The sequence below is a fragment of the Massilia sp. PAMC28688 genome (assembly GCF_019443445.1).
Classification (GTDB): Bacteria; Pseudomonadota; Gammaproteobacteria; order Burkholderiales; family Burkholderiaceae_D; genus Telluria_A.
Genome location: NZ_CP080378.1, coordinates 1,520,826 through 1,545,442 on the forward strand (window position 1 = coordinate 1,520,826; position 24,617 = coordinate 1,545,442).

At 58.0% G+C, this 24,617-nt stretch carries 22 protein-coding genes and 4 pseudogenes; 20 read left to right on the forward strand and 6 right to left on the reverse strand.

Features of this window, described 5'->3' with window-relative positions; genetic code table 11:
* The first annotated feature begins 1 nt into the window (after window position 1).
* The 6 genes from KY495_RS06795 (at window position 2) to KY495_RS06820 (ending at window position 5,987) form a co-directional block, all read left to right on the forward strand.
* Entirely contained in the window at window positions 2-487 is a 486-nt protein-coding gene (locus KY495_RS06795) for an Lrp/AsnC family transcriptional regulator (RefSeq protein WP_219882934.1), read from the forward strand.
* A 100-nt stretch (window positions 488-587) separates the two neighbouring features.
* Window positions 588-1,724 (forward strand): branched-chain amino acid ABC transporter substrate-binding protein, encoded by a 1,137-nt coding sequence (locus KY495_RS06800; RefSeq protein ID WP_219882935.1) that lies wholly within the window; start codon window positions 588-590, stop codon window positions 1,722-1,724.
* Window positions 1,725-2,038: 314 nt separating this feature from the next.
* On the forward strand, window positions 2,039-3,856 hold the full coding sequence (locus tag KY495_RS06805) for a DUF885 family protein (RefSeq protein WP_219882936.1): 1,818 nt from the start codon (window positions 2,039-2,041) through the stop codon (window positions 3,854-3,856).
* Window positions 3,857-3,949: 93 nt separating this feature from the next.
* The gene (locus tag KY495_RS06810; protein ID WP_219882937.1) at window positions 3,950-4,447 is read left to right on the forward strand and encodes a VOC family protein; all 498 of its coding nucleotides are present in this window, start codon (window positions 3,950-3,952) and stop codon (window positions 4,445-4,447) included.
* A gap of 243 nt (window positions 4,448-4,690) precedes the next feature.
* A complete protein-coding gene (locus tag KY495_RS06815) occupies window positions 4,691-5,200 on the forward strand; it encodes a hypothetical protein (protein ID WP_219882938.1) in 510 nt (169 codons plus the stop codon).
* A 214-nt stretch (window positions 5,201-5,414) separates the two neighbouring features.
* Window positions 5,415-5,987, forward strand: a complete 573-nt coding sequence (locus KY495_RS06820) for a hypothetical protein (RefSeq protein ID WP_219882939.1) — start codon at window positions 5,415-5,417, stop codon at window positions 5,985-5,987.
* A gap of 6 nt (window positions 5,988-5,993) precedes the next feature.
* On the opposite strand, the pseudogene KY495_RS06825 reads toward KY495_RS06820, so the two are convergent.
* Window positions 5,994-6,254: pseudogene (locus tag KY495_RS06825) on the reverse strand (IS5/IS1182 family transposase); the annotation flags it as partial.
* A gap of 143 nt (window positions 6,255-6,397) precedes the next feature.
* Here KY495_RS06825 and KY495_RS06830 point away from each other — a divergent pair.
* The 6 genes and pseudogenes from KY495_RS06830 to KY495_RS06855 all read left to right on the forward strand — a co-directional run bounded on the left by KY495_RS06830 (window position 6,398) and on the right by KY495_RS06855 (window position 11,510).
* Window positions 6,398-6,640, forward strand: a complete 243-nt coding sequence (locus KY495_RS06830) for a hypothetical protein (RefSeq protein ID WP_219882940.1) — start codon at window positions 6,398-6,400, stop codon at window positions 6,638-6,640.
* Window positions 6,641-7,031: 391 nt separating this feature from the next.
* The gene (locus tag KY495_RS06835) at window positions 7,032-7,442 is read left to right on the forward strand and encodes a hypothetical protein (protein WP_219882941.1); all 411 of its coding nucleotides are present in this window, start codon (window positions 7,032-7,034) and stop codon (window positions 7,440-7,442) included.
* A gap of 91 nt (window positions 7,443-7,533) precedes the next feature.
* Window positions 7,534-8,961 (forward strand): annotated as a pseudogene (locus tag KY495_RS06840) (IS1182 family transposase); the annotation flags it as partial.
* 320 nt (window positions 8,962-9,281) lie between these two features.
* Window positions 9,282-9,572: a hypothetical protein gene (locus KY495_RS06845; RefSeq protein WP_219880375.1), complete on the forward strand. Its 291-nt coding sequence runs from the start codon at window positions 9,282-9,284 to the stop codon at window positions 9,570-9,572.
* Entirely contained in the window at window positions 9,572-9,913 is a 342-nt protein-coding gene (tnpB, locus tag KY495_RS06850; protein ID WP_219880374.1) for an IS66 family insertion sequence element accessory protein TnpB, read from the forward strand. Before KY495_RS06845 ends, tnpB begins: the two co-directional genes overlap by 1 nt.
* Before the next feature lie 55 nt (window positions 9,914-9,968).
* The gene (locus tag KY495_RS06855) at window positions 9,969-11,510 is read left to right on the forward strand and encodes an IS66 family transposase (RefSeq protein WP_219880373.1); all 1,542 of its coding nucleotides are present in this window, start codon (window positions 9,969-9,971) and stop codon (window positions 11,508-11,510) included.
* Between the two features lie 229 nt (window positions 11,511-11,739).
* Here the strand turns inward: KY495_RS06855 and istB are convergent, their stop codons facing one another.
* Both istB and istA read right to left on the reverse strand, forming a co-directional pair.
* Entirely contained in the window at window positions 11,740-12,516 is a 777-nt protein-coding gene (istB, locus tag KY495_RS06860) for an IS21-like element helper ATPase IstB (protein WP_219884141.1), read from the reverse strand.
* A 2-nt stretch (window positions 12,517-12,518) separates the two neighbouring features.
* Window positions 12,519-14,132, reverse strand: a complete 1,614-nt coding sequence (gene istA / locus KY495_RS06865) for an IS21 family transposase (protein WP_219882942.1) — start codon at window positions 14,130-14,132, stop codon at window positions 12,519-12,521.
* A 187-nt stretch (window positions 14,133-14,319) separates the two neighbouring features.
* Here istA and KY495_RS06870 point away from each other — a divergent pair, with 187 nt between their 5' ends.
* The 7 genes from KY495_RS06870 to KY495_RS06900 all read left to right on the forward strand — a co-directional run bounded on the left by KY495_RS06870 (window position 14,320) and on the right by KY495_RS06900 (window position 19,511).
* Window positions 14,320-14,667: a hypothetical protein gene (locus KY495_RS06870; protein WP_219882943.1), complete on the forward strand. Its 348-nt coding sequence runs from the start codon at window positions 14,320-14,322 to the stop codon at window positions 14,665-14,667.
* Window positions 14,668-15,451: 784 nt separating this feature from the next.
* Window positions 15,452-16,195 carry a double-CXXCG motif protein gene (locus tag KY495_RS06875; RefSeq protein ID WP_219882944.1) on the forward strand — a complete coding sequence of 248 codons (744 nt, stop codon included), beginning with the start codon at window positions 15,452-15,454 and terminating at the stop codon, window positions 16,193-16,195.
* A 272-nt stretch (window positions 16,196-16,467) separates the two neighbouring features.
* Window positions 16,468-16,980, forward strand: coding sequence for a hypothetical protein (locus KY495_RS06880; protein WP_219882945.1), 513 nt, complete (start codon window positions 16,468-16,470; stop codon window positions 16,978-16,980).
* Window positions 16,981-17,187: 207 nt separating this feature from the next.
* Window positions 17,188-17,847, forward strand: coding sequence for a suppressor of fused domain protein (locus KY495_RS06885; protein WP_219882946.1), 660 nt, complete (start codon window positions 17,188-17,190; stop codon window positions 17,845-17,847).
* A gap of 59 nt (window positions 17,848-17,906) precedes the next feature.
* Complete coding sequence (locus KY495_RS06890) at window positions 17,907-18,185, forward strand: hypothetical protein (RefSeq protein WP_219882947.1); 279 nt, start codon at window positions 17,907-17,909, stop codon at window positions 18,183-18,185.
* Between the two features lie 59 nt (window positions 18,186-18,244).
* Window positions 18,245-18,649, forward strand: a complete 405-nt coding sequence (locus tag KY495_RS06895) for a hypothetical protein (RefSeq protein ID WP_219882948.1) — start codon at window positions 18,245-18,247, stop codon at window positions 18,647-18,649.
* Window positions 18,650-19,085: 436 nt separating this feature from the next.
* On the forward strand, window positions 19,086-19,511 hold the full coding sequence (locus tag KY495_RS06900; RefSeq protein ID WP_219882949.1) for a hypothetical protein: 426 nt from the start codon (window positions 19,086-19,088) through the stop codon (window positions 19,509-19,511).
* A gap of 262 nt (window positions 19,512-19,773) precedes the next feature.
* Here the strand turns inward: KY495_RS06900 and KY495_RS06905 are convergent.
* Window positions 19,774-21,201: pseudogene (locus tag KY495_RS06905) on the reverse strand (IS1182 family transposase); the annotation flags it as partial.
* A gap of 277 nt (window positions 21,202-21,478) precedes the next feature.
* Here KY495_RS06905 and KY495_RS06910 point away from each other — a divergent pair.
* On the forward strand, window positions 21,479-22,003 hold the full coding sequence (locus KY495_RS06910) for a hypothetical protein (protein WP_219882950.1): 525 nt from the start codon (window positions 21,479-21,481) through the stop codon (window positions 22,001-22,003).
* Window positions 22,004-23,255: 1,252 nt separating this feature from the next.
* On the opposite strand, the pseudogene KY495_RS06915 reads toward KY495_RS06910, so the two are convergent.
* Both KY495_RS06915 and KY495_RS06920 read right to left on the reverse strand, forming a co-directional pair.
* Window positions 23,256-23,456, reverse strand: a pseudogene (locus tag KY495_RS06915) (IS21 family transposase); the annotation flags it as partial.
* Between the two features lie 99 nt (window positions 23,457-23,555).
* Window positions 23,556-24,365 (reverse strand): SUMF1/EgtB/PvdO family nonheme iron enzyme, encoded by an 810-nt coding sequence (locus tag KY495_RS06920; RefSeq protein WP_219882951.1) that lies wholly within the window; start codon window positions 24,363-24,365, stop codon window positions 23,556-23,558.
* Window positions 24,366-24,617 lie beyond the last annotated feature (252 nt).

The following is a 24,617-nucleotide window of genomic DNA, read 5'->3' on the forward strand; positions in this document are numbered from 1 at the left end:
AATGAACGATCTCGACAGGATCGATCTGGCAATGCTGGATGCTCTTCAGCACGACAGCACCCTCTCCATTGCGCAGCTGGCCGAGAAAGTTGGCCTGTCCAGCAGCCCGTGCTGGAAGCGCCTCAAGCGGCTCGAAGACGAGGGTTACATCGAAACGCGCGTGGCCATCGTCAACCGAAAAAAGGTGGGGCTGCCGGTGACGGTATTCGTCAGCATCAAAACTTCCGCACACGACGAGCAGTGGCTCAAGCGCTTCGCGGCCGCCGTCATCGCCCTGCCGGAAGTGATGGAGTTCCACCGCATGAGCGGCGAGATTGATTATCTGCTCAAGGTGGCCACCACCGATATCGACGGATACGACCGCTTTTACAAAAAACTCATCAAGACTGCGCAGCTGTCGGGCGTGTCGTCCGCGTTTTCAATGGAGCAGATCAAATTCACCACCGCCCTGCCCCTGGACCTCGTGTCGCGCGGCCTGCCGGCCTGACTCGTCACGGCGGCTGCCGCACGCCACCACACGCTATGCTGCGCCGCCCTTCACCAGTACAATCGTGCGATCGCCATCGCGCCCACCGGAGAATCACCCCATGCCGTCCACCACCACTGTACACACCCTGACCGCCGCCACGCTGCTGGTCGCTTGCGCCACTGCGGCGGCGCAGGCCCAGGTCGTCAAAATCGGCGTATCCGGGCCGCTGTCCGGCGCCAACGCCTTTGCCGGCAAGGACAATGAAAACGGCGTGCGCCTGGCAGTGGAAGAACTCAACGCCCGCAAGATGCACATCGCCGGCAAGCCCGTCACGTTCGAGCTGCTGTCCGAAGACGACCAGGGCGACCCCAAGGCCGGCGTGACCGTGGCGCAGAAGTTCGCCGATGCGGGAGTGGGCTTTGTGCTTGGCCCCTACAACTCGGGCGTGGCAATTCCCGCTTCGCGCGTCTACAACGACGCCGGCATCATCATGTCCACGGTGGGCACCAATCCCAAGATCACCAAGAGCGGCTATAACAATGTGTTTCGGATTGTCGCCAGCGACAATCAGGTCGGCTCCTCGGTTGCTGCCTATGCCGCCAGGCAGCTCAAGCTCAAGACCGTGGGCGTGATTGACGACCGCACCGCCTTTGGCCAGGGAGTGGCGATGGAATTCACGCGCCAGGCGCGCGCCTCCGGCATCAAGGTGGCGGGCCACGAGTTCACGACCGACAAGGCCAGCGACTTCGCCTCCATCCTCACCAAGCTCAAGGCGAAGAAGGTCGACGCCATTTTCTTTGGCGGCTACGCGCCACAGGCCGCGCCCATGGTGCGCCAGATGCGCGCGCTGGGCATGAAGGACGTCAAGCTGCTCGGCGGCGACACCTTGTGCAGCCCGGAGATGGCCAAGCTCGGGGGCGACGCCGTTGGCGAAAACGTCCTGTGCGCCCAAGGTGGGGCGATGCTCGACAAAGTAGCCGCAGGCCCGGCATTCCAGAAGCGCTACAAGGAGCGATTCAAGGTGGCGCCGGACGTCTATGCGGCCTCGTTCTATGACCAGACCATGTTCATCGCGCAGGCCATGAAGGCGGCCAATTCGGTCGACCCATCGGTGGTGGGCAGCACCATGCACAACACCAGCTACAAAGGCGTGGTCGGCAACTACGCATACGATGCTGCAGGTAACATGAAAAAATCAGCCGTCACCATTTACACGTTCAGAAACGGTGCACCGGTGCCGCTGGCGAGTTACTGATAAAACAGGCAGCCAAATAAAAAAGCCGCGACCCGGAGGTGGCGGCTTTAATGGCAGCGGCGCATGGTTCCAGCGCGGTGCGCTACAGAACCCGGCATGCCTTGTCCGGAGGGCATAGTTTGCAGCTTTGCCGTCTCGGGGAACCTGTCGTTCAGACAGTTCAATGATCATACCCTTCGCTGTTGCACGGCGGGAGTGATTGTTTAAATCGGAGCGCGTGGTATCGATATGACAAAACTATCGACCTTTAGCCTTGTGCCAACTTGACGTATCCTGATGCGCTTCCCGTCATCATTCCATCGTACGGACCAACCATGAAAAAAAGCCTCACCCTGACCGCGCTGTGCGCCACACTCGCGCTAAGCTTCATTCCCGCTGGCGCCGCGCCCGCGCAGCCACCGGACGCCAAGGTGTCCGGCGTGGTATCCGAGCTGGCCCGCAAGAAGCTCGATGCGATCGCCGACGAGTATTACGAATCGAAGGCGCGCCACGACCCCGTTGGCGCGACCGACAATGGCGACAACCGGTTTGACGACCAGATTGGCATGGCCATCGCGCCCAAGGTGCGCGCGCGCCAATACGCCAGGTACCACGCCTTCCTCAAGCGCCTGCAGGACATTGACCGCATGGACCTCGATACCCGGGCGCAGACCAATTACGACGTGCTGAAATACGAGCTTGAGACCGCGCTCACGTTCGAAAATATTCCCGAGCATCTGCTGCCTTTGAACCAGATGGACAGCATCCCCATGACCCTGGCCAATTACGCCAGCGGTGATGGCGCCCAGCGCCTGACCACGGTCAAGGAATACAAGGCATACCTCAATCGCCTCAACCAGCTGCCGGCCTGGATCGACCAGGCTATCGCCAATATGCGCGAAGGCATGCGCCAGGGGATCGTGCTGCAAAAGGCAGCGCTCACCTCCGCCCTGCCCCAGTTCCAGAAACTGGTGACGCCGAAGGTGGAGGACAACATCTTCTACACCCCGGTCACGAAGATGCCCGCCACTTTTTCGGCCAAAGAGAAGGCGGAACTCACCCGCGCCTACCGCACCACGGTGGACAACAGGCTGTCGCCGGCCCTCAAGCGCCTGGCGACCTTTTTGGAAAAGGAATACCTGCCGGCGGCGCGCACCAGCACCGGCTGGAGCGAGCTGCCGGGTGGACCCGACTGGTACAAGGCCAACGTGCGTGCAGCCACCACGACCACGCTCACGCCTGAAGAGATCCACGCCATCGGCCTGCGCGAAGTGGCGCGCATCCAGGACGAATATGGCGTGGTCGGCCCAAAGATGGGCTACACGGGCCCCGCATCGGGCCTGCCGGGATGGGTAGCGCAGCAGGACAAGTACCGCCCCTTCAAGACCGAACAGGAAATCCTCGACGTCTACGGCAAGCTCGATGCACAGCTGCGCGCCAAGCTGCCCGCCATGTTCACGCTCATGCCGAAAGCACCGCTGGATGTGCGCCTGGAGCCGGAGCTCACGCGCGCCACGGCATCGGACCACTACACCGCACCGGCATCGGACGGTTCACGTCCCGGCGTGTTCTGGACGGTCGTAAACGATCCCACGAAGTACGGCAGCACCGGCATGGTCACGCTGTTCCTGCACGAAGGGCACCCCGGCCACCACTTCCACATCGCGCTGCTGCAGGAAATGGGCCTGCCCAACTTCCGCAAATTCGGCGGCAATAACGCCTACACGGAAGGCTGGGCGCTGTACGCCGAAACGCTGGGCAAGGAGATGGGCCTGTTCGAGAAGCCGGAAGACTATTTTGGTCACCTGAACGATGAAATGCTGCGCGCGGCGCGCCTGGTGGTCGACACCGGCATGCACGCCAAGGGCTGGAGCCGCGAGAAGGCCATCCAGTATTACAAGGATACGCTGGGCTACACCGAACCGCTGGCACGCAGCGAGATCGAGCGCTATATGGTGTGGCCGGGCCAGGCCCTGAGCTACAAGATTGGTTCGCTGAAGATTGCGGAACTGCGCAAGCGCGCCACCGATGCGCTGGGACCAAAATTCAGCCTGCCCAAGTTCCACGAAGTGGTGCTGCAGGATGGGACCTTGCCCCTTTCTCTGCTCGAGGCCAAGGTCGACCGCTGGATTGAAAAGAACAGGGAGCAGTAACAATGACGGGGAGTTCGGCTCCCCGTTTTTCATCGCGTCCGGTAGACTTGACGATCCTTCCCGCTGATGTTTGACCACTCAAGGAGAAACATAATGGTAAGCAAGAACACGGTATGCCTGTGGTACAACGGGGACGCGCTCGACGCCGCCAATTTTTATGCAAAGACCTTCCCTGACAGCTCGGTTGACGCGGTCCACCGCGCGCCGGGCGACTATCCATCCGGCAAGGAAGGCGATGTGCTGACGGTGCAATTTACCGTCGCTGGCATTCCCTGCCTGGGGCTCAATGGCGGCCCGGGCGTCGAGCATGGCTTTGCGTTTTCGTTTCAAATTGCCACCGACGACCAGGAAGAAACGGACCGCCTGTGGGACGCCATTGTCAGCAATGGTGGGCAGGAAGGCCAGTGCTGCTGGTGCACCGACCGCTGGGGCGTGTCGTGGCAGATCGCGCCGCGCGCGCTCACCGCGGCCATCAGTGACCCGGACACCGCGGCGGCCAAGCGCGCGTTCAACGCCATGATGAACATGACCAAGATCGACATTGCGGCGATTGAGGCAGCGCGCAGGGGTGATGGCGGTGCGGTGAGTTGATTAGTCGCACTTGTCATCACCGGCGGGTCGGTTTGCAGTGGTCGCTGAAGCTGTCGAGTCCGTCCATTGACCCGCCTGACGCCTCGGCAAGTGACCACAAAGAATAACGTCGGTCGGACGAACTGGCTACTGAATAGCCACTGGACTGCTGGCCTTGAACAAGCTCATGTAAAGTGGGGCGACGCAGCCGACCGGCGACATTCGGCCCAGGAGTCGACATTTGGTCGTATGCTTGGTTGATCTATGGGAAAACAGACAGCTATCGCACTCACTGAGAAGGACGAATCCCTTTTCCTGGATTTTTTACGTGCATCCGCTTCGATTGAGATTTACCGCACAACAGCGCCCTCAGATGATTTGCTAAAGATCGATCAATTCCCTCAAAGGGGCGCGAATGAATGGTGTTATCTGATTGCGAACACAAGTTTTCACTGGGTACCCGAACTCCGATTTGTCTCCGACCATGCCCCTATCGTCAGTCGTCGAGGTTGGACGTATATCGCCAATAGCAGCGTCGCTCCCGTGCTCGAATATTCGCGCCACAACTTCGACAACGATCTCTCGTACGGCCGAATCTATTGGGCAAAGAATTTCGCTGCCCCCGACGGCCCGCAATACGATCAGGATGCATTCAACATTTGGTATCAGAAAATTGTTCGTTGGCTACGCAAGAACGGCCAACGAAGATCAAACGACCCGTACTCAGTTTATTTCCTACCGGATGCGTGGAATCGCTACAATGGCCAGGCCTAAGTAGACGGGCGTCGGCGTCGGAGCCAGAAGCAGACGCATGCGGATTAACTGACGCGTTCCGCTCTTGTTAGCAAATATCGAAATCGCGGTAGTACTAGCTGGGAGGCATCTGGCTCATAGCGATTTTTCGGGATGGCGTGACATCCAGCTTGCTCCCGCATTTGAAGACGATCTTTGGCGCATTCGCATTACTTGACGATGACTCTGGATCCTCATGACAATTTTTGAAAACCGCTGCCACATGCCGCGCCTTGCCTGCCTGCTGACTGGACTTCTGCTGCCGCTGGCCGCTCCTGCTCAAAACCTGATTAGCTCCTTGGAAGGGGTATACAAAACCCGCGGGCAAAGTGGGATAGTAATGGGACCTGGAACAGAGGACGAGATTGTTCAGGTCGAAGATGTCCTCGAGATTGTCCGCTACGATGACAGACGTGCCTATTTTCGCACGCGCTTGAACTTCTATAACGGGCATAAGTGCGCACTGTGGGGTATCGCTGAACAGCGTGGCAGCGAGCTTTTCTACCAGCAAACTGCCGATATCTATCCGGGGCTACCGGTCTGCGCGCTTAAAATCAAGCGCGTAGGCGGCACCGTTAAGCTCACGGACTATTGGGATGAAAACTTGAGCACTAGCTGCAGCGTTCACTGTGGTGCACGCGGCTCCTTTAGCAATGTGAGCTTCACCCTGGCAAGCAAGCGCCCCATTCGTTACTTGAAGCGGATGAAGGGTGCCAGCGAGTATAAGGAAGCGGTTGCAGAGCTACAGGGCAAGCTCTCGGTGCGCTGATAGAACATGGCCAGCGATGATTCTTTCGCCACCGAGAATGCCTTGGAGTAGCCGCGAAGCGATCGCAGTCAGCGAATTTACTCTCATCGCGGTTCGGGCCTTGGTGGCCATTCCCGACAGCTGGTCACGGTCGCTGCCGGTATTGGTGACCTCGTGCTCGACGATCAGATGGTGTTTGGCGTCGACCGCGGTTTGCACGTTGTAGCCCACGATGCCTGAGCCTCGCATCATCATGGAACGGGCATCTGGATCCCTCAGTGAGATCTGCGTTTAACCAGTCGCTTCCAGCGCGCTTCAATTCGGTTTCGAGTGGTCACGACCAACGCGTAGTTCACGCGCCACGTACATTCGGCCAACAGCAGACATCACCAGACTATGCGTACACCTAAGACGTAAAGATCGGAGTGCTTATGACGATGTTCACCAGCCACCAAGCGTACCTCGCCATGTATGTTTTTCTAGTGGAAGAATATAAGCTGACCGGGTCAGGTGAGATTGGCGGCCTGTTAGGAGGAATGTCATTGCTCGTCGATGGGCATACCGCAGACCCTGCAGCAGAAGAACAGTGGAATGAGGCCGTTCAGCGTGTACTTGCTGGACACGTCGATGCACAACTTAGATTTGTCCCCCTGGGCGGCGAGGCGCCCGGATGATGCCGGACATCGGACGGCTGCAGCCGCTAAAGTTTGGATGTTCGAACACGGCCGCGAGCAGCCGGTAGCAAGGCTGTTGCGCTCGGGTTGATGTCGGCGAAACAGTCAGGAATAGCTTGTCACAAGCATTGGAAGGAAAGCTTTGCGACGAGCCCGCCGAGGTAGCGAAGGGGCATAGTGAGGTGTAAAGGGCTTCGGTTGCTGCAGCGGTGAAGGTCCGGTATGGGGCGATAGCTGCCTGTCGAGGCCGGCTGCGAACTTTACGTATGGGCAACTGATATCATGTGACGAACGGCCGAGAACGGGCAGAATCGGACGGTCGTGGCGCGGCACCCCCTGAGCAAATTACTCAAAGTCAGCATGAGCTTTATCCAATCGATAAGGGAGCGGAATGGTTCAAACCAATAGCTTGCCCAACCTCAACGAGGATGTACGGCTGCTCCGAGGCATAATCCCTTTGTGGCATGCGGAAATGGCTTGGGCCAAGGAGCTACTAAAGAGATCATTTGACTTGGATGATCCACAGGATATCCTGCGTCGCGAGTTTCGGGGCACTCATCAGATTCCCGGAACGACCTGGTTCTTTTATACCCATGGAATCGGAGTCAACGTCTACCGGACTTCAGATGTCGGCGGCATTGACTTTGACTTCGATAAGAATGATCCCGATGCATGGAGGCTAGCTATATTTTTGGAAAAGCAGGTTAATGACGGTACCCTTTCGTTTGAAAAGTACCGTCACCTTGTTGATGACGACGAACGACTAAAAGCCGCGCTCGACGCGATTATTGTATCCGTCTGATTTCGGCCCAGGCTGTGTAAAAACGTGATCCCATGTAAACGGATTTTCCACGGTAAACGTTGAGCCAGTATCTCATCAATACTGGTGCTGTATGAAACGTTTTATTGAAGGCGAGGACCGTGGACAAGGCACGCTACTCCCCGAGCTTTTGGACGACTACGTAACCGAGGACAACCCTGTCCGCGTAGTCGATATCTTCGTTGAAGAACTTGACCTGGCCGCGCTGGGCTTTGCACGAGTTCTCCCAGCAAAGACAGGGCGGCCTGCCTATCACCCCGCTGTGCTCCTGAAGCTCTACATCTATGGCTACCTCAACCGCATCCAGTCGAGCCGCCGGCTCGAGCGCGAAGCGCAGCGCAACGTGGAACTGATGTGGCTGACCGGCCGCCTAGCTCCCGACTTCAAAACTATCGCGAACTTCCGGAAAGACAATGGCAAGGCCATCCGCAGTGTTTGCCGGCAGTTTATCGTGCTGTGCCAGCGACTCGATCTGTTTCAAGATGCGGTAGTGGCTATCGACGGCAGCAAGTTCAAGGGCGTCAACACCAGTGACCGCAATTTCACGCACGGGAAACTCAAGCGTAGGATGGAAGAGATCGAAGCAAACATTGGCCGCTACTTAGCAGAACTGGACACCGCCGATCGGCAGGCACCGGCGACGGCACAAGCACGATCGGTGCGTTTAAACGAGAAAATCGCGGCGATGAAGGGACAGATGGCCGAGCTTAAGAAAGTCGAAGCACAGCTGCAAGCCTCTGGCGAAACGCAAATCTCGCTGACCGATCCCGATGCACGGTCAATGATCACGCGCGGTGACGGCATCGTTGGGTACAACGTGCAAACTGCCGTCGACGCCAAGCATCATCTCATCGTTGAACACGAAGTTACGAACATCGGCAACGACCGCGATCAACTCTCTGTCATGGCTAAGAAAGCTCGCGCTGCGATTGGTACCGCCAAGTTGACGGCAATCGCCGACCGCGGCTACTTCAAAGGCGAAGAAATCCTGGCATGCCGCGAGGCCGGTATTGAACCGTTGGTCCCTGCGACCAAGACCTCCAACGCCAAGGCGGAGGGCCGCTTCGACAAGGCTGATTTCATCTACGATCAGCAGAAGAATGAATACCGGTGCCCGGCGGGTCAATCGCTGATCTGGCGCTTTGCCTGCGTCGAAAAGGGTATGACGCTCAACCGTTACTGGAGCTCGAATTGCAAGGGCTGCCCGCTCAAGGACAAGTGCACGCCGAGCCAGGCGCGACGCGTGACGCGCTGGGAACACCAGGGCGTGCTCGATGACATGCAGGTTCGTCTTGAGCAGCAGCCCGAGACCATGCGCATTCGTCGCTGCACAGTCGAGCACCCGTTCGGAACCATTAAGTCATGGATGGGGGCAACGCACTTCCTGACCAAGGGGTTAGAGCGCGTGAGGACCGAGATGAGCCTGCATGTGCTCGCCTATAACTTCAAACGATTGCTCGCGGTATTGGGCATGACCAGGATCATCGAAGCAATAAGGGCGCAAGCCCTATTTATGACTCTGCTACGCGTCGTATGGGCCTTTGCGATGCTGATGATCCCGCTAGGTCCGGGAAAAACTCCGCTGGCCTTAAGGGCCTGCGGCGGCCTCCAGATGAACCCTTAAAGGTAAAATGTGGGTACTGGAGTTAGTGCGTCTGTTTTTACACGGCCTGGGCCAGAAGCGGACCTTCCCAGCGGGTCTGTGCCCGACAAGTTTAGTGAACCTTTTTCTGCAATTTCAGCGTAAGCGGCCAGCCGGCCCACCTATGAATTCCTAATCACACTGGCCACACTGCATCCCTCGTACTTTAGGAGGACAGTGTGAACAACGTGGAACGCGAGCAGGTATGGCAGGAGCGGGTAGCTCAATGGCAGGCAAGCGGCTTGTCCCAGCGCGCCTACGCAATCCAACATGGTTTCCCAGCGCGCCAGGTCGGCTACTGGGTGCGGCGATTGACGGGTGTGCAAACGTCGGCGCTGCTACCGGTGCGGGTGGTGGGCGTGCCGGCGGCGATGCCGACGATCACGCTACGTAGTGAGCGCGGCTGGACCTTGACGCTGCCCGGCGCGATACCGGCCAGCTGGCTGGCCGAAGTGATGCGGGCGCTTTGATGCAGCTGTCGGCCAATGCAATCTGGCTGGCGACGGCAGCGGTGGACATGCGCATCGGCATCGACGGGCTGTCCTTGCATGTGCAGCAGGCGCTGGGGCGGCCGCCATGCGATGGCACGGCATACGTGTTTGCCAACCGTCGCCGTACGCGCCTGAAGATGGTCTGCTGGGATGGCACGGGCGTGTGGATGTGCCTGCGCCGCCTGCACCGGGGCCAGTTTGTCTGGCCCCAAGTTGACGACGCCTGCTGGCAGATCAGCGCCGAACAATGGCAATGGCTGGTCGCTGGCGTGGACTGGCAACGCCTGTCGGCACCGGCACCAGCGCAGTGGCGACTGTGAGGACGTAAACTGTTTCGCTTGTAAACATCGTCCGTGCTCTGTAAACTACTGAGCCATGGACCTGCTCAACGAACTCGCCGATCTGGATATCGCTCCTGCCGCCTTGGCGAAGGTGCAGGCATTGTTCGAGCAGCAGCAGGCCAAGCTGGCACAGCGCGACGCTGTGCTCGCTGAGAAGGACTTCAAGATCACCGCGCTGACGCACGAGCTGGCGTACTACAAGCGGGTTCGCTTCGGCAAGGCCAGCGAAGCACTCGTCGGCGCGCAGCGGCTGCTGTTTGAAGAAACGGTCGATACGGACCTGGCAGCCATCGACGAGGAACTTCAAGCGCAGGCCCCCGTAAATCGGCAGCGCAAGCGCGCCGGGCGCCAACCGCTGCCAGCGCATCTGGAACGCATCGAGCACCGTCATGAGCCCGAGTCGTGCCTGTGCGGTCAATGCGGCGCCGACCTGGTCAAGATCGGCGAAGACGTAAGCGAACAGCTGGACGTGGAACCGGCGCGCTTCTTCGTGCATCGCCACATCCGCCCGCAGTATGCGTGCCGTCCTTGCGAGACGGTGACGGCGGCGCCTATCCCGCCAGCCGTCATCGACGGCGGCATGGCCGCTGTCGGGCTGCTGGCCTGGATCGCGGTGTGCAAGTACCTTGACCACTTGCCCCTCTACCGCATCGAACAGATTGCCGCGCGTGACGGCGTGCCACTGGCCCGCTCTACGCTCGGCGAATGGATCGGGCGCATCGGTGTGGCCTTGCAGCCGCTGGCTGACCGCTTGGCCGAACTGCTCAGGCAACGAAGTTGCCTGCATGCCGACGAAACCCCGGTGCGCCAGCTCGATCCTGGCAGCGGCAAGACCAAACACGCCTATCTGTGGGCCTACCGCTCCAACGTACTCGATGACGGGTCGGGCATCGTCGTGTTCGATTACCAGACCAGTCGCGCTGGGGCGCACGCTCGCGCCTTCCTGCAGCAATGGCGCGGCCATCTAATGGTGGACGACTATGTCGGCTACAAGGCGCTGTTTACGGCAGGCCCCACCGAGCTCGCTTGCCTGGCCCACATCAGGCGCAAGTTCTTCGACGTCCACGCTGCTAGCGGCAGCCCGGTGGCCGAGGAAGCACTACGGCGCATTGGGCAGCTGTACGCCATCGAGCAGCAAGCGGCGGGGATGACGGCGCAACAGCGCGCAGCGTTGCGTGAGCAGCTCGCCATGCCAGTGCTGGCCGACTTGCATGGCTGGCTGGTGGCGACCCAGCGCAGCGTCGCTGCTGGCAGTGGCACGGCCAAGGCCATCGAGCATGCTCTCAAGCGCTGGGCGGCGCTGCAGTGCTATGCCAGCTCGGGCAGCCTTCCGATTGACAATAATCCGGTCGAGAATGCGATACGCCCCATCGCCATCGGCAAGAAGAACTGGCTGTTTGCCGGCTCCGAGCGCGCGGGCCGCCGCGCCGCTGCCATCCAGAGCCTGTTCGCTACCGCCAAGCTTAACGGCCTGGACCCGGCTCGCTGGCTCGCCGACACCCTCGCAAAGCTTCCCACCTGCCCCAACAGCAAAATCGACTCGCTGCTACCGTTCGCAAACTCTACACAGACTTAAACGCTGGTAGAAGGTGGCTGGGCTGGCCGCTTACATTTCAGCGACATCAATCGAGTATGGAAATTCGCCTTGCGTGGGAACCAGAAAACGCTACCCCCCTTGCAGAAATCGAAGAACGCATGCGTTCTTACCCCCGTTGGCCAGGTTAAATTCCCCCACCTTTGGCCAGGTCAAACTCCCCCAGGCAGGACAGTCCGGATTGTAGTCCATGTTCCTGCCGGCAGCTTTGTCAGTCCTGCTTAACGTCGGCAGACGTCAAGCGCGTCAGCCGTGACGCTGCCTCCTTCAGCCGGTAGCTTTTCCCCTCGAACTCAAGGATGTGCGCCCGATGCATGAGCCGGTCAAGGATGGTGGTGGCCATGGTGTTGTCGCCGAGGTACTTGCCCCAGTCCTGCACGACCCGGTTGGAGGTGACCACGATGCTGCGCTTGAGCTTGTAGCGCTGGTGCACCAGCGTCTGTAGCAGCTCGCCGGCCTTGTCGCTGATGCGGCGCGCGAGGAACAGATCGTCCAGCACCAGCAGGTCGGCGTCTACCAGGGTGCGTAACTGCTGCCGCTGCTCGTCCTCGCTCCCGAGCGCATAGGCCGCGAACGCGCCATCGGCCTCCAGGTAGCGCACGTTGTGCCCTTGCAGCGTTCCCTGGTAGGCCACGGCCTTGGCGATGTGGCTCTTGCCCGTGCCCGGTCGGCCGATGATTAGCGCGTTCTGCCCCTCGGCGACGAACTTGAGGGTGTGCAGATCGAAGCACGCAGCCCTTGGCACCTTGGGGTTGAAGCGCCAGTCGAAGTCAGCCAGCGACATGCGCTCATCGAGCCCGCTCTGCTTGTAACGCCGCTCCATCAGGTGCGAGCGGCGCCGGTCAAGTTCGTCCTGCAAGATCAGCGCGAAGGTGTCGAGGAAGGGCTCCTGGGTAGCCTGTGCCTGCAGGATGCGGGTGTCAAGCGTGGCGCGGATGCCGGACAGGCGCAGCTCGCGCAGGGCGCGTTCGATTTCGTTCATGCTCATGCTCATGGTGTCTCCTGGGTCGTATCAATGGCGGCGCTGGCGGTGGCCGCGCGCGCAAACAGGTCGGCGTAGTCCTCACCTTCGCCGATCAGTGGATGGTGCTGTTCCAGATCCAGCTCGGCCTGCAGTGGCGCGTCAATCTCGGCCAGCGCCTTCGCCAGCAGGCGTTCGGTGAGGTTCTTGATCGACTTGTAGTTGCGTACGTTCTCCTGCAGGGCCTGAGCGCACGCCTGATCGATCAGGCGGCGCGGGAAGCGCTTGGCCAAGCCCACCACGCCGCGCAGCTTGCGCTGGCCCACCCTGCCTTCATGCTCGAACCATTGCTGGCACAGCGCCAACGTGGCGTCGCCGATGTCGCCGGCCTGCGCCAGGATGCGGCGCGTCTCGCGCGAGGGGTTGAAGGGCCGCTCGTCGTCGGGCAGCAGCACGCTGCCAGGGCGCTGAGCGCGCGGGTGCGTGCGCAGCAGGCCCAGCGTGAGGCGGTCGCGGATCTCGACGTGGCGCTCGAACAGGCGCACCAGCACCCGGCTGCCGATCTTCGCCGGGCGTGCCGCGTAGCTGCTATGGTCGATGCGGATGCAGGTGTCGTCGGCGACGGTGCGCTCGCACTCGGTGTAGTAGCCGAAGCCCTGCAGCGGCAGCGCACCGAGGTGGGCGCGCTCCTCCTGGAACATGGCCTCGACCTGGCGCCTGGCACTGCCATGGATGCGCGGCGCGGCCCACTTGGTTTCCCACTGTTCCAGGAACGTGTTCTGCTCGTCGATGGTCTCGAAGCGCCGGCCCTTGAGCGCGGTGCTCTGGGTATGCTGGATCGCGTTCTCGACCGTCCCCTTGCGGTTGGGATCGCGCACCCTGGCAGGGTCGGCGACGACGCCGTAGTAGGCCAGCACGTCCCTGTAGACGGGGTTCAGTTCCGGTTCGTACAGATCGGGCTTGATGACGCCTTCCTTGAGGTTGTCGAGTACGACGTAAGCGGTGGTCCCACCGAAGTACCGAAAGGCCTGCTCGTGCAGCTGAGCCCAGGTCTCCTTCGACGAGTTCCAGACCACGCGGCGGAAGCTGCGCCGCGAGTAGCGCAAGGTCATGACGAACAGGCGCGGCCGGCGGTAACGGTCACTGCCGGGGATGCGCGTCAGCGCGCCCTCACCGTAGTCGACCTGGGCCTCCTCGCCGGGCCCGAACTCAAGCCGGTCGAACTGCTCCGGCTCGCGCTGCACCAGCCGGCCGGCGAAGCGCTTGACGCTGTTGTAGCGGCCCGTAAAACCGAACTGGTCGACCAAGTCCTGGTAGATCGACGTGTAGTTGCGGCGCAGGCGTAGCTGGGCCTCGATGAAGACGCGGTGTGGTTCGCACAGCGATTGCGGTCCGCTGTCGATTGCCGGTGGCCGGGGTGGGGGAATTTCAACGCCAGAGCCGGTGGCCGGGGTGGAGGAATTCGGTGCGGCTGCGCCGGTGGCCAGGGTGGGGGAATTTGGCTCTGGTCCCGTGCGGTCCAATGCCAGGCGGCGGATTGTTTTACGGTCTACCCCGGTGAGCCGCGCTATCTCGCGCTGACTAGTGCCGGTGGCCAACAGCGTGGCCACTGTGGTTCGTTTGTTTGGTTTCAAGACGTTCACCCTCCATGCCCCCTTCGATGGTCGAAGGGGTAAGGTTACGTCCTGCCAACGGGAATGCCCTCCGGCGACCAGGTGCCGGCTTTAAGGCGGCGCTAAACGGTCAGGAGGTGGGGGATTTTGACCCGGCCAGGGGTGGGGGATTTTGCCCGGCCAACGGGGTTCTTACGGAGTCGTCGACGGCGTAAGCGTGTTAGGCAACGGGACTTTGCTCTTCATAAAGCCTGCAAATGACAACGAAGCTAGCGCCCGCACTGCTGTGGATGAGGCTAGATTTATCACCGATTTCCGGACGGTTTCTTTGAAGGAAGGAGGGTATATGGTCAAATTCCACTCAGCTGTTGCCGTGTTTGTCGGAGCCAACGAGTTTAAGCATATGCGACAGGAAATTCAGAGCCGAATCGCTGAGTTGCGCTTTCCGGGAGAGCACTTTTTTGTTCCGGATGGCGTATCAAACGATGAAACCCTCGTAGGGCTGTATGCAAGAGGTAAGCTACAGCGCGATTGTTATCACTTTCATCTCTATATACGTATTTAGCTTGCCGTGAAGTCACTACTTTGCGTATGCCCCAACAGGCTGGCGAGAGCATTCACTTGTCCAAGTGACCGGTTTGGGGCGATAACAGGCGTTCAGGTGGCAAACTGGTTGCGGCCGAAAGCGGCTGCTCATCATTGAAGGCGACCGTGAATTTTAAGAAGCAATATGTGGTCCGGTTATCATGTATCTTGCAAAGTTTGAGCCAATGCTGAACACACGCCTATTCATGTGGCCAATTCTCGCCGCTTCCTATGGGGACTTGATCGCTGCCACTATTCATACTTTGTTGGGAAACTGGTCAGGTGCGGCGTCACTCGGTATGCTGTTCGCCGTTTTCGTAGGCACACCGACTCTCGTGGGGTACGCTGGATACCTATGGCGGAAGAACATGCTTCGTGGTCTCGCTCGAATAGAAGCGGCGCTCTGCGTCATGCTGCCCCTTGCTATCTTTCTGTTGATCGTTCTCGCGATTAGGCTTGGCAGATAATTGACGGTTGAGGCAGGCGAATCAAAGAGTCGGGCCAACTAAATGTTGAACTCGACCGTTCAGAGGTCGCCAAGGTCCGCAAAGGGGCGGTAGCTGCCGATACGGACAGTCAGCGACTTTTCAGCTCGGCAACCTGCTATGCTTGGGCGGACGACCGAGATCGGGCACTAGTTTCACACGGCTTGGGCCGGAAGCAGTCATTTACCTTGAGCCGACCATATCAACGTGCCCGCGGCACGTCCAACAGCAGGGTCAGGGCAACCTCAAAGATTAGAAAAAGAGTTTTGGATATTAATCATGAACTATTTTGTTATGCGACGAGTGTCGGACCCGAGGGTTTTGGGGGTCAATAACGGGATTTGCCAAGCTCACATCCAAGAGGATGGATTCCACTGCAAGGACGAATATACTAAAGTCATGCGCTTTCTAGGGTCAAATGAGTTCTGGGGGCATCGAGGACAGATCCCGACGATGGAGTTCGACCTGCAGTGCGTTCGCTTGATTCCAAAAGCTAAGCTAACCGATTTCTTGCAGTACGGCCCGGTTCTGATGTTGTGTCCTTTCCTTGTGTCGGGTCGGGTAAAGGACTTGTTAAATCAATTTAATGCCTACGGCACCCGATATTGGCCCGCCCGGGTCGAAGACAGCAAGACTGCGCACGAATACTATCTGTCGTTCATCGAAAATATTCCTGACGACATGATAGATTTCACCCGGTCGACATTTTCCGTCGGTGGGCCGGTATTAAAGAAAACTACTCATACATTTGCGGATGCGGCTGAGAAAAAGGAATTTATGAAGACCCATCGGCTCGTGGACTTCGAGGAAATCTATCTGAATGGTACTTTTCCTGCTGACACAGACTTTTTTCGTTTTTCGAACGCAACAATTATGGTGTCGGAGCGGTTGAAGCTTGCGATAGAGGACCTCAAATTGACAGGTGCCAGAATCTTGCCTGCTAATGGGACGTGGGAGAAGGTTTATGCGGTACGGCGGAATCTTCTTCGGGATGAGTTCGTTCCACGCGTGGAGAAGTATTAAGAATGGCTGGAACATGCGAGGAGACAACGAGGGCTTCCACAACCCCGCTGTTCGCGTGGATAGCAAGCAAGTTGCTGATTTCCTCGCTCTCCTGCTCGCAGCGTACCGCTGGCTGTAATCTGTAGGTCTGCTTTGGGGCGGTAGCCACCTGTCGAGACTGCCTGATGCTTTTTGCGCCTCGGCAACTGATATCATGTGGCGAACGGCCGAGATCGGCCAAGACCAGCCGGTCAGAAGCTAGACACGGACATCGGCTTCAAGGACACACACAAATGACCACTTCTCGCTCTTTAACCATGCGCTTAGCGCTTCGGGCAGCCGCCGCTGGCACGCTCGAAGGTGGCTGGCTTTTTTTGCCGAGCTCAGAGAACCCCGGACTCGACACTGTTTGCGTACTCGTCACGAGTGACGGCGAAGACAGTGCTTCTATTGCTAGCGCGCTTGGCTTCCCTCAGGAAGGCCTCGACACTTCCACCATTGAAGACACAGCAAGTACTGCCCGTCAATTCCAGGATGCACCATCTGATGAACTTCTATTGGAATCATTTGTTTATTACTGGCGCTTCGATGCTTGGTTACCAGAGCCTGGCGCCTCTGAACCACCACCTTGGGAGGAAACGAAACTAAGACTGGATAGAGAGTTCTTCGACGATCTTGGTGCGGAGCGCCATGATGTCGCATGCAAGGCGGAAGGATGTTCGAAAGGTGCAGTGCAGTACAGTGTTCTTTGTCGTATTCACCATTTTGAAATGATTAGGAAAGAACCCTGTCCTTTCATAGAGTAAATCTGTAGCCCAATCCGTCATAAGGTCTCGACAAGATTCTCGCTCTGCCAGAGTGACTGCGGACGCAGCCTCGAAGGTCGGCTTTGGGGCGAAAGCTGCCTGTCGAGACCGCCCGGTCCCTTACGCAACTGATATCATTTGGCGAACGGTCGAGATCGGCCATGAGCCGACATTTGCACGTCCAATCAACATTGCGAAAGATTCCCCATGAGTTCACTGGAAAAAGTGTGGGCATTCCGGGAAGAGACGTTGTATCCGCAGCACTTCGGTGTGGCAAGCAGGGGCATCTTCCCTCTGGATGTTGAACTGTTCTCGAAGACCTTCGGGCAAAACGAAGTCGATCCCCGCTGGCTGCACCTGGGTGTATTTGAATTTGCACCGACCGCCAGCAGGCCATCCTGGCTGTACGTCTCTTCCGGCGGATCGACGCCGTGGGAGACCGAGCCCGGCGAGTACAATATTGATGACTATTCGTGGCTAGGTGTCGAGTTCGTGATGGAAGCCCCCGCTCAGGCTGATTGGCCGATCCGCGCGTTACAACGTTTGCTGGCCTACCAAGTGCTGTTGGCACACGGTCGCCTTGGCGATTACACTCCGCTCGATTACGGTCACCGCGTTCCGGCAGGGGGCACAGTCGACGGCAGTGCAAGTTCAAAGCTGACCTTTTGGGCGATCGCAAAGGCAGATCACTATCCTTCTTCAGATACGCTGCCTTCGGGGAGGTTCGATTTTTTGCATGCCGTCGGAATAACCGACCAAGAGCGTGATTTTGCGAAGGCGACATCTACGGGGGAATTGATAAGGATTCTCAGTTCAAACAACGCCTTCCCGCTAACAGACCCGGCCCGGCCCGGGTTGTCGTTGTAGGCGAACTGAGAACGGCCACCGCCGGCCGGTCCAGCGGGTAGGCCTGTCCACAAAAGGTAATGAAAACGACGAATATGACGAATCGAATGCGACTTGTAGCAGCTGGAAACACGCTTTCCCCAGCTTTGAGCGTATTGCGAAAACTCGGCTATACCGTGACACGCGAAGCATCAGGCGAGCAACAGTATCGGGCGGAAAACGAAACCTGTATTTTTTCCGCTGATGACCCACTGACTCTGCTTGGTCTGGTCAAGCTATATGAGATTCGGGGTATCGATTGGCAGCCAAGTGATGAAGAAGTTCAGCGCTTTTTGTTGCTTGAGACCGATGAGGATTAACAGTCTTGAGTCGGCCAGCAGCGGACCATCGGAACGACTACAGACGATTTACATAGAACATGATGAACTCTTCAGCTGATCCAAGGCTTTACGAAGCTGCACAGAATGGATGCGTCTCTTACGCGCTGTTGCAGGAGGCCGCAATTCAGTCTGGGCTAACCGCCCCTGATCTGCTTGATGAGCTCTCCTATGTCGTGGCGTCGCGATACTCTGCCAATGAAATAGATTTTGAGGAAGCGGACGCGGTGATGAATGCCCTCTGGGCCGTCTGTGTTTCCAGAGAGTTTTGGGCAGATTACGACCGAACTATTCCGCCTGTAACCAATGCCGTCTACTTAGCGTTTGATGCTGGGGAATACCACCGAGAGAGCGATTCGCCAAGTACTGATCCAGAGATCAAGTACACACGACCGTTGATTGACGCGCTCCTTGCTGAGCACGTTCCAATAGGATCACGCCTGTAGCCAGTTAGACACCCGCCACTTTTGCTTTTTTCTATAACACGGCGGATTTCCTCGCTACGGGTAACTACGTCTATGCGCTAGGAGGAAATGCTCCACTCATGGTGAGCAGGTTGACTGGGGACATCAAGGAAGCAGGAACCGCTCTTCCTACGGAGCACTATGTTCGCGAGTTCGAGGCCATGCGTAGAAGGTCGGCTTAGGGGCGACAGCCGCCTGTCGCGCCCATCCGCGACCTTTTCATTTCAGCAACCTGCTATGCTTACACGAACGGCCGAGTTCGGCCAAAACCCGACCCTCGAACGACGCCAGCAACGTGGAAAACTTGATTATGTACCGGCTCGGACACCTAGTTAATAACGAATGGCAGGCTCATTCGTACCCACCCGTTTTTGAGATTGACGGCCGCATTGTCGCGTGCGTCCCAAATGGAGACCCGGTGGTATTTGAGACCGTGGTTGAATGCCTGAAGCCGCCGTACTACCTACCCTACATCTTGCATACGTCGCGCGGAGAAGGGCAGCCCGGACGGTATCAAAGTCCTGCGCTTACTCTTTCTGAGGTCAAAGCATTCTTAGCGCGGTTCGGCCCATTTCTTTCAGCAGATGCCCGCTTTGATCTTTGGGCGCACTCAACCAGCGATAAAGGCACTGTGGTCTGGGATCGTCATGACCAACTTTTTGCATACGGGCCGCTCGATCGCTTCGCGTCCGCGCTACATTTGCTGGGTTTCACCAATGGCGCCGCAGAGATCCCAGTGCCACACGAGCATCACTATCGGAAAGAGTTCGATCATCTTGCCAAAGACTTGTTGGCGGCAATTGAATGGACTTTTTCGCCACTTCGACCGGAGGACGAGCAATGAGTCCGCTTCGTCCGAAATGCATTCCAGCCGACGCCTTTGGCGCGTCTGAATTAACACGTTGGACCAAGCAATGCGTGTCTGCAACGGGGCCAGGCCGTGTAAAAACAGACGCACTAACTCCAGTACCCACATTTTACCTTTAAGGGTTCACCTGGAGGCCGCCGCAGGCCCTTAAGGCCAGCGGAGTTTTTCCCGGACCTAGCGGGATCATCAGCATCGCAAAGGCCCATACGACGCGTAGCAGAGTCATAAATAGGGCTTGCGCCCTTATTGCTTCGATGATCCTGGTCATGCCCAATAACGCGAGCAATCGTTTGAAGTTATAGGCGAGCACATGCAGGCTCATCTCGGTCCTCACGCGCTCTAACCCCTTGGTCAGGAAGTGCGTTGCCCCCATCCATGACTTAATGGTTCCGAACGGGTGCTCGACTGTGCAGCGACGAATGCGCATGGTCTCGGGCTGCTGCTCAAGACGAACCTGCATGTCATCGAGCACGCCCTGGTGTTCCCAGCGCGTCACGCGTCGCGCCTGGCTCGGCGTGCACTTGTCCTTGAGCGGGCAGCCCTTGCAATTCGAGCTCCAGTAACGGTTGAGCGTCATACCCTTTTCGACGCAGGCAAAGCGCCAGATCAGCGATTGACCCGCCGGGCACCGGTATTCATTCTTCTGCTGATCGTAGATGAAATCAGCCTTGTCGAAGCGGCCCTCCGCCTTGGCGTTGGAGGTCTTGGTCGCAGGGACCAACGGTTCAATACCGGCCTCGCGGCATGCCAGGATTTCTTCGCCTTTGAAGTAGCCGCGGTCGGCGATTGCCGTCAACTTGGCGGTACCAATCGCAGCGCGAGCTTTCTTAGCCATGACAGAGAGTTGATCGCGGTCGTTGCCGATGTTCGTAACTTCGTGTTCAACGATGAGATGATGCTTGGCGTCGACGGCAGTTTGCACGTTGTACCCAACGATGCCGTCACCGCGCGTGATCATTGACCGTGCATCGGGATCGGTCAGCGAGATTTGCGTTTCGCCAGAGGCTTGCAGCTGTGCTTCGACTTTCTTAAGCTCGGCCATCTGTCCCTTCATCGCCGCGATTTTCTCGTTTAAACGCACCGATCGTGCTTGTGCCGTCGCCGGTGCCTGCCGATCGGCGGTGTCCAGTTCTGCTAAGTAGCGGCCAATGTTTGCTTCGATCTCTTCCATCCTACGCTTGAGTTTCCCGTGCGTGAAATTGCGGTCACTGGTGTTGACGCCCTTGAACTTGCTGCCGTCGATAGCCACTACCGCATCTTGAAACAGATCGAGTCGCTGGCACAGCACGATAAACTGCCGGCAAACACTGCGGATGGCCTTGCCATTGTCTTTCCGGAAGTTCGCGATAGTTTTGAAGTCGGGAGCTAGGCGGCCGGTCAGCCACATCAGTTCCACGTTGCGCTGCGCTTCGCGCTCGAGCCGGCGGCTCGACTGGATGCGGTTGAGGTAGCCATAGATGTAGAGCTTCAGGAGCACAGCGGGGTGATAGGCAGGCCGCCCTGTCTTTGCTGGGAGAACTCGTGCAAAGCCCAGCGCGGCCAGGTCAAGTTCTTCAACGAAGATATCGACTACGCGGACAGGGTTGTCCTCGGTTACGTAGTCGTCCAAAAGCTCGGGGAGTAGCGTGCCTTGTCCACGGTCCTCGCCTTCAATAAAACGTTTCATACAGCACCAGTATTGATGAGATACTGGCTCAACGTGTACCGTGGAAAATCCGTTTACATGGGATCACGTTTTTACACAGCCTGGGGCGAAAGCGGTCTGATGGGTAGGCGCAGTTCACCGTCGAGTACAATCGGCAATTATCGGCCAATAGCCGTCGGTCGGGAGTCAAGCTGCCCATCTCTTCGTGCCATCTTGGCCTCGTGCCAATGCCAGACGCGCAGCAGAAGAATCGCCGGTTAGCGTATTTCTTTGAAGGTCTTCTTGAAAATCATTTGTTATGGTCCGTTGGTTTTTCCAGTTCCTCTACGGCTCAGTCCCGGTTCGGTTCGTAAGCCAATATTCCATTGCCGAAGCGATCCTACGCCTGTCGAAAGTCGTGAAGCCTTCGGTTCTGAGTTCGTTTGCGGGTCAGTGTGCCGTAGGCACGGTCTCGCAATCGAAGGTTCGGGTTGAACGAGTAATTCCGTTTGTTGGAAACGCCTGGAAGCCGTTTTTCTATGGCACATTTACCGCTGGCGAAGCCGGCGCCGTTTTAGAAGGAGCATTTAAGTTTTCGGCATTCACTCGCATTTTCATGTCAATCTGGTTCGGCTTTATTCTATTTTGGACCCTTCTGGCCACGGTCGCCATCCTTCAAAACTCGCCGGCCGATTTATGGTTCCCGTTAGCTGGTGTTGGTATGTTCGCAGCCGGTGTTGCTATGGTTCGCGTTGGCAAATGGTTCGCTAGAAACGACGTGGCCTGGCTAACTCAGCTAATTGCTCAAGAACTCGGGGCAAATAGCTACCAGTCCACCGGTTAAAGCGAAGTTCGGCGCACGGCCGGACAGTTCCCGATGATTGGTCTGCTTCTACCGCCCCGGCAGCTCTGCGGTGAAGTCGCTTTTGCGTTCTTATGATGGTTGTGGATTCAACCGGTCGTGGCAGTTCGTGACTATTCGAGTATGCAAGATGCTATGCTTCTTCTAACGGCCGAGTCCAGCTAAAACCGCACCTACCGGAAGTCGCCGGTAGGTCGCCCACGGTGTTTCCCCATCCGCAGTATCGCCGCCATTTCCCATCTATATCTAAAATGACCCTTCGCTATCATCACTTGAAAACTAGAATATTCTTTGCAACCATTTTTGCCATCGTTGGGGTACCGGCGATAGTCGAAGGGGTCTCCAATCATCAGATAGGCACTACGCTCACCGGAACAGGTTTACTTTTGTTGGGTGCAAGCAGCTGGTTTAATCCGATTGACCTCCGAAAGCCTATTGGAAGCATTCTTATAAACCCACCCGCCCCAGTCGGTTCTTCACTCCTTCGCCTGGTGCTACTGCTCGCGGCCTTTGTATGTATGCTGGCGGGCTTGCTGGTTAAATACGTCTTTTAATTCGCGCTCGTATCGCACTACCGTCCAGCACGGCTGCGCGTAGGCGGCTTTCGGCGTTCCTAGATCAAGTTCACCAAGTCGCTGCCTCGGCATGAAGGTCGGCTTTGGGGGCGGTTGCAGACACTCCGTTCGCTTTGGCTAGGCTGATCGGGCTTTCCCTATCACCAACAATTCCGGTAGACTGATCGCTTTGTGAACGTCGCCTGTCGAGCTGGGTAGGATGCAATCGAATACGGGCACATCCGACAACGAAATAATCTGGCTGTGGCGAATTTCTGAGCGAAATAAGGGGAATGAATGGACTCATCGCCAGGACCGGTCGCTGTCGCAATAGCCCGCGTCTTTTTGGTAATCATTGGATTTGCCGCGTTAGGACTCGCAGCCGGTCTATATTTTTCGGGCACCGAGGCACCGTTGTGGATATGGGCACTGCTCATTGGTATTGGTATATCAGCAATACTGTCCGCCTGCTTTGAGTCCAGCTCAGGCGTCGTGGCCACGGCCTTCACGTTCTTTTCTCCCCTGAGTTGACGGCACCGTTCATTTCTCGTCGCCGCATCTCCTTGCGTCGGTTCCCGCCATGCGCGCCGAGAATCTCCATTTGCAGGCTGATATCATCGCTCGCCCCGGATTTCGGCCAAAACCGGACGACTTCCCATCTATATCCAAAATGACCGTTCCCCTTTGCCCTTGGTAACCTTGTCCACTGGCGTCTTCATGTTGTCGTAGATGCCCCGGCGCGGCACACCGCCCACTGCAGCGAACGCACGGGTGCGGGCATCGAACAGCATCTCGTGCCCCTGGCTGGGATGGGCAACCAGCCAGGAGGCACGGCTTGCAGAGAGCTTCAGATGCGATACCTGCATGCGCCGGAAAATCCCGCGACCACCGGCCCCTCACACCTGGGTCAGTTTTCGGTCGGCGCGAAGCCTATAGGTGGGTCAATTTTCGGTCGGCGTCAACAGGATAAGGTTCAAAGGCTACCGAGCAATCCGGAAACCCAGGTGATTTTCACGCGCGTAATCGCCCACCGAGTTGTAACCGATCCCCGTCATCGCCTGCGCGTTGGTAAGCCAGGCGCCGCCGAAATACAGATACTTCATGCATGTCTGGCTGCCCTTGCTTCGTGAGGGAATGCAGTCGCTGACCCATTCATTCACGTTGCCGACCATGTCAAACAGGCCAAAGCGGTTCGGCTTGAACGAGCCGACGGGGGCGGTCTGGCGGTTGTCCCACTTGCTGCCGCAGCCATCGCAATTGGCCTTGTTTTTGCCGAGCTTGTCGCCCCAGGGAAAAGCGGTACGGGCGCCAGCGCGAGCCGCGTACTCCCATTCCACGGCGCTGGGCAGGCGGTAGCTGGCACCGGTCTTGCGGTTGAGCCAGTCAATATAAGCTGCCGCGTCCTTCCAGCTTACATTGACCACGGGAAGCTCGCCACGCCCCCAGCCTTCATCGAAAGGGTAATTGCACGGACCTTCCGGTGAGCAGGGAGGCTTCGGCTCGCGATTCTCGAACGCCCAGCTCGATGGCGGGCTGACGCAACCACCATCGGCAACGCAGGCATCATACTGTGCGAACGTGACCTCGGTGGCACCGAGTTCAAACGCCGGAACCGTGACTGTGCGTTCCACATACTCATGCTCCGCGCACATCTTAACGTCGGCGGGGCAAGTGATGGTCTTGATTGTGCCGCGCGGGATCTTCACAGTGATTGGCGGAGCAAGGGCGGAGGCAACGCTGGCGTCGCTCGAGAATAGCAAGGCACAGGTGAGCAAAAACGCAGATTTCATGGCTGAACGGACGAAGATAAAAGTAACATTATAGCAATGTTGCGAATGCCGAAGTCTGGGCTTCTGTCGCGTTGCAGCATGACGTCGATCGGGAAACGCATCCATGTGAAGTTGAACATGTCAATCGGCACTGGATTCGGGCGCAGCAGTTTAGCCGCGCCCACGCGCGCATTGCGACAGAATCAATCAGACTGCGCACGAAGGAGACGTGCGGCCCTGACTTGAGGGAGGGCCAGACGCATGGCGGCGCTA

Coding starts and splice junctions, on each gene's coding strand:
- KY495_RS06795 (WP_219882934.1), top strand. CDS start 2: ATGAACGATCTCGACAGGATCGATCTGGCAATGCTGGATGCTCTTCAG.
- KY495_RS06800 (WP_219882935.1), top strand. CDS start 588: ATGCCGTCCACCACCACTGTACACACCCTGACCGCCGCCACGCTGCTG.
- KY495_RS06805 (WP_219882936.1), top strand. CDS start 2,039: ATGAAAAAAAGCCTCACCCTGACCGCGCTGTGCGCCACACTCGCGCTA.
- KY495_RS06810 (WP_219882937.1), top strand. CDS start 3,950: ATGGTAAGCAAGAACACGGTATGCCTGTGGTACAACGGGGACGCGCTC.
- KY495_RS06815 (WP_219882938.1), top strand. CDS start 4,691: ATGGGAAAACAGACAGCTATCGCACTCACTGAGAAGGACGAATCCCTT.
- KY495_RS06820 (WP_219882939.1), top strand. CDS start 5,415: ATGACAATTTTTGAAAACCGCTGCCACATGCCGCGCCTTGCCTGCCTG.
- KY495_RS06830 (WP_219882940.1), top strand. CDS start 6,398: ATGACGATGTTCACCAGCCACCAAGCGTACCTCGCCATGTATGTTTTT.
- KY495_RS06835 (WP_219882941.1), top strand. CDS start 7,032: ATGGTTCAAACCAATAGCTTGCCCAACCTCAACGAGGATGTACGGCTG.
- tnpB (WP_219880374.1), top strand. CDS start 9,572: ATGCAGCTGTCGGCCAATGCAATCTGGCTGGCGACGGCAGCGGTGGAC.
- KY495_RS06855 (WP_219880373.1), top strand. CDS start 9,969: ATGGACCTGCTCAACGAACTCGCCGATCTGGATATCGCTCCTGCCGCC.
- istB (WP_219884141.1), bottom strand. CDS start 12,516: ATGAGCATGAACGAAATCGAACGCGCCCTGCGCGAGCTGCGCCTGTCC.
- KY495_RS06875 (WP_219882944.1), top strand. CDS start 15,452: ATGAACTATTTTGTTATGCGACGAGTGTCGGACCCGAGGGTTTTGGGG.
- KY495_RS06880 (WP_219882945.1), top strand. CDS start 16,468: ATGACCACTTCTCGCTCTTTAACCATGCGCTTAGCGCTTCGGGCAGCC.
- KY495_RS06885 (WP_219882946.1), top strand. CDS start 17,188: ATGAGTTCACTGGAAAAAGTGTGGGCATTCCGGGAAGAGACGTTGTAT.
- KY495_RS06890 (WP_219882947.1), top strand. CDS start 17,907: ATGAAAACGACGAATATGACGAATCGAATGCGACTTGTAGCAGCTGGA.
- KY495_RS06895 (WP_219882948.1), top strand. CDS start 18,245: ATGATGAACTCTTCAGCTGATCCAAGGCTTTACGAAGCTGCACAGAAT.
- KY495_RS06910 (WP_219882950.1), top strand. CDS start 21,479: ATGGTCCGTTGGTTTTTCCAGTTCCTCTACGGCTCAGTCCCGGTTCGG.
- KY495_RS06920 (WP_219882951.1), bottom strand. CDS start 24,365: ATGAAATCTGCGTTTTTGCTCACCTGTGCCTTGCTATTCTCGAGCGAC.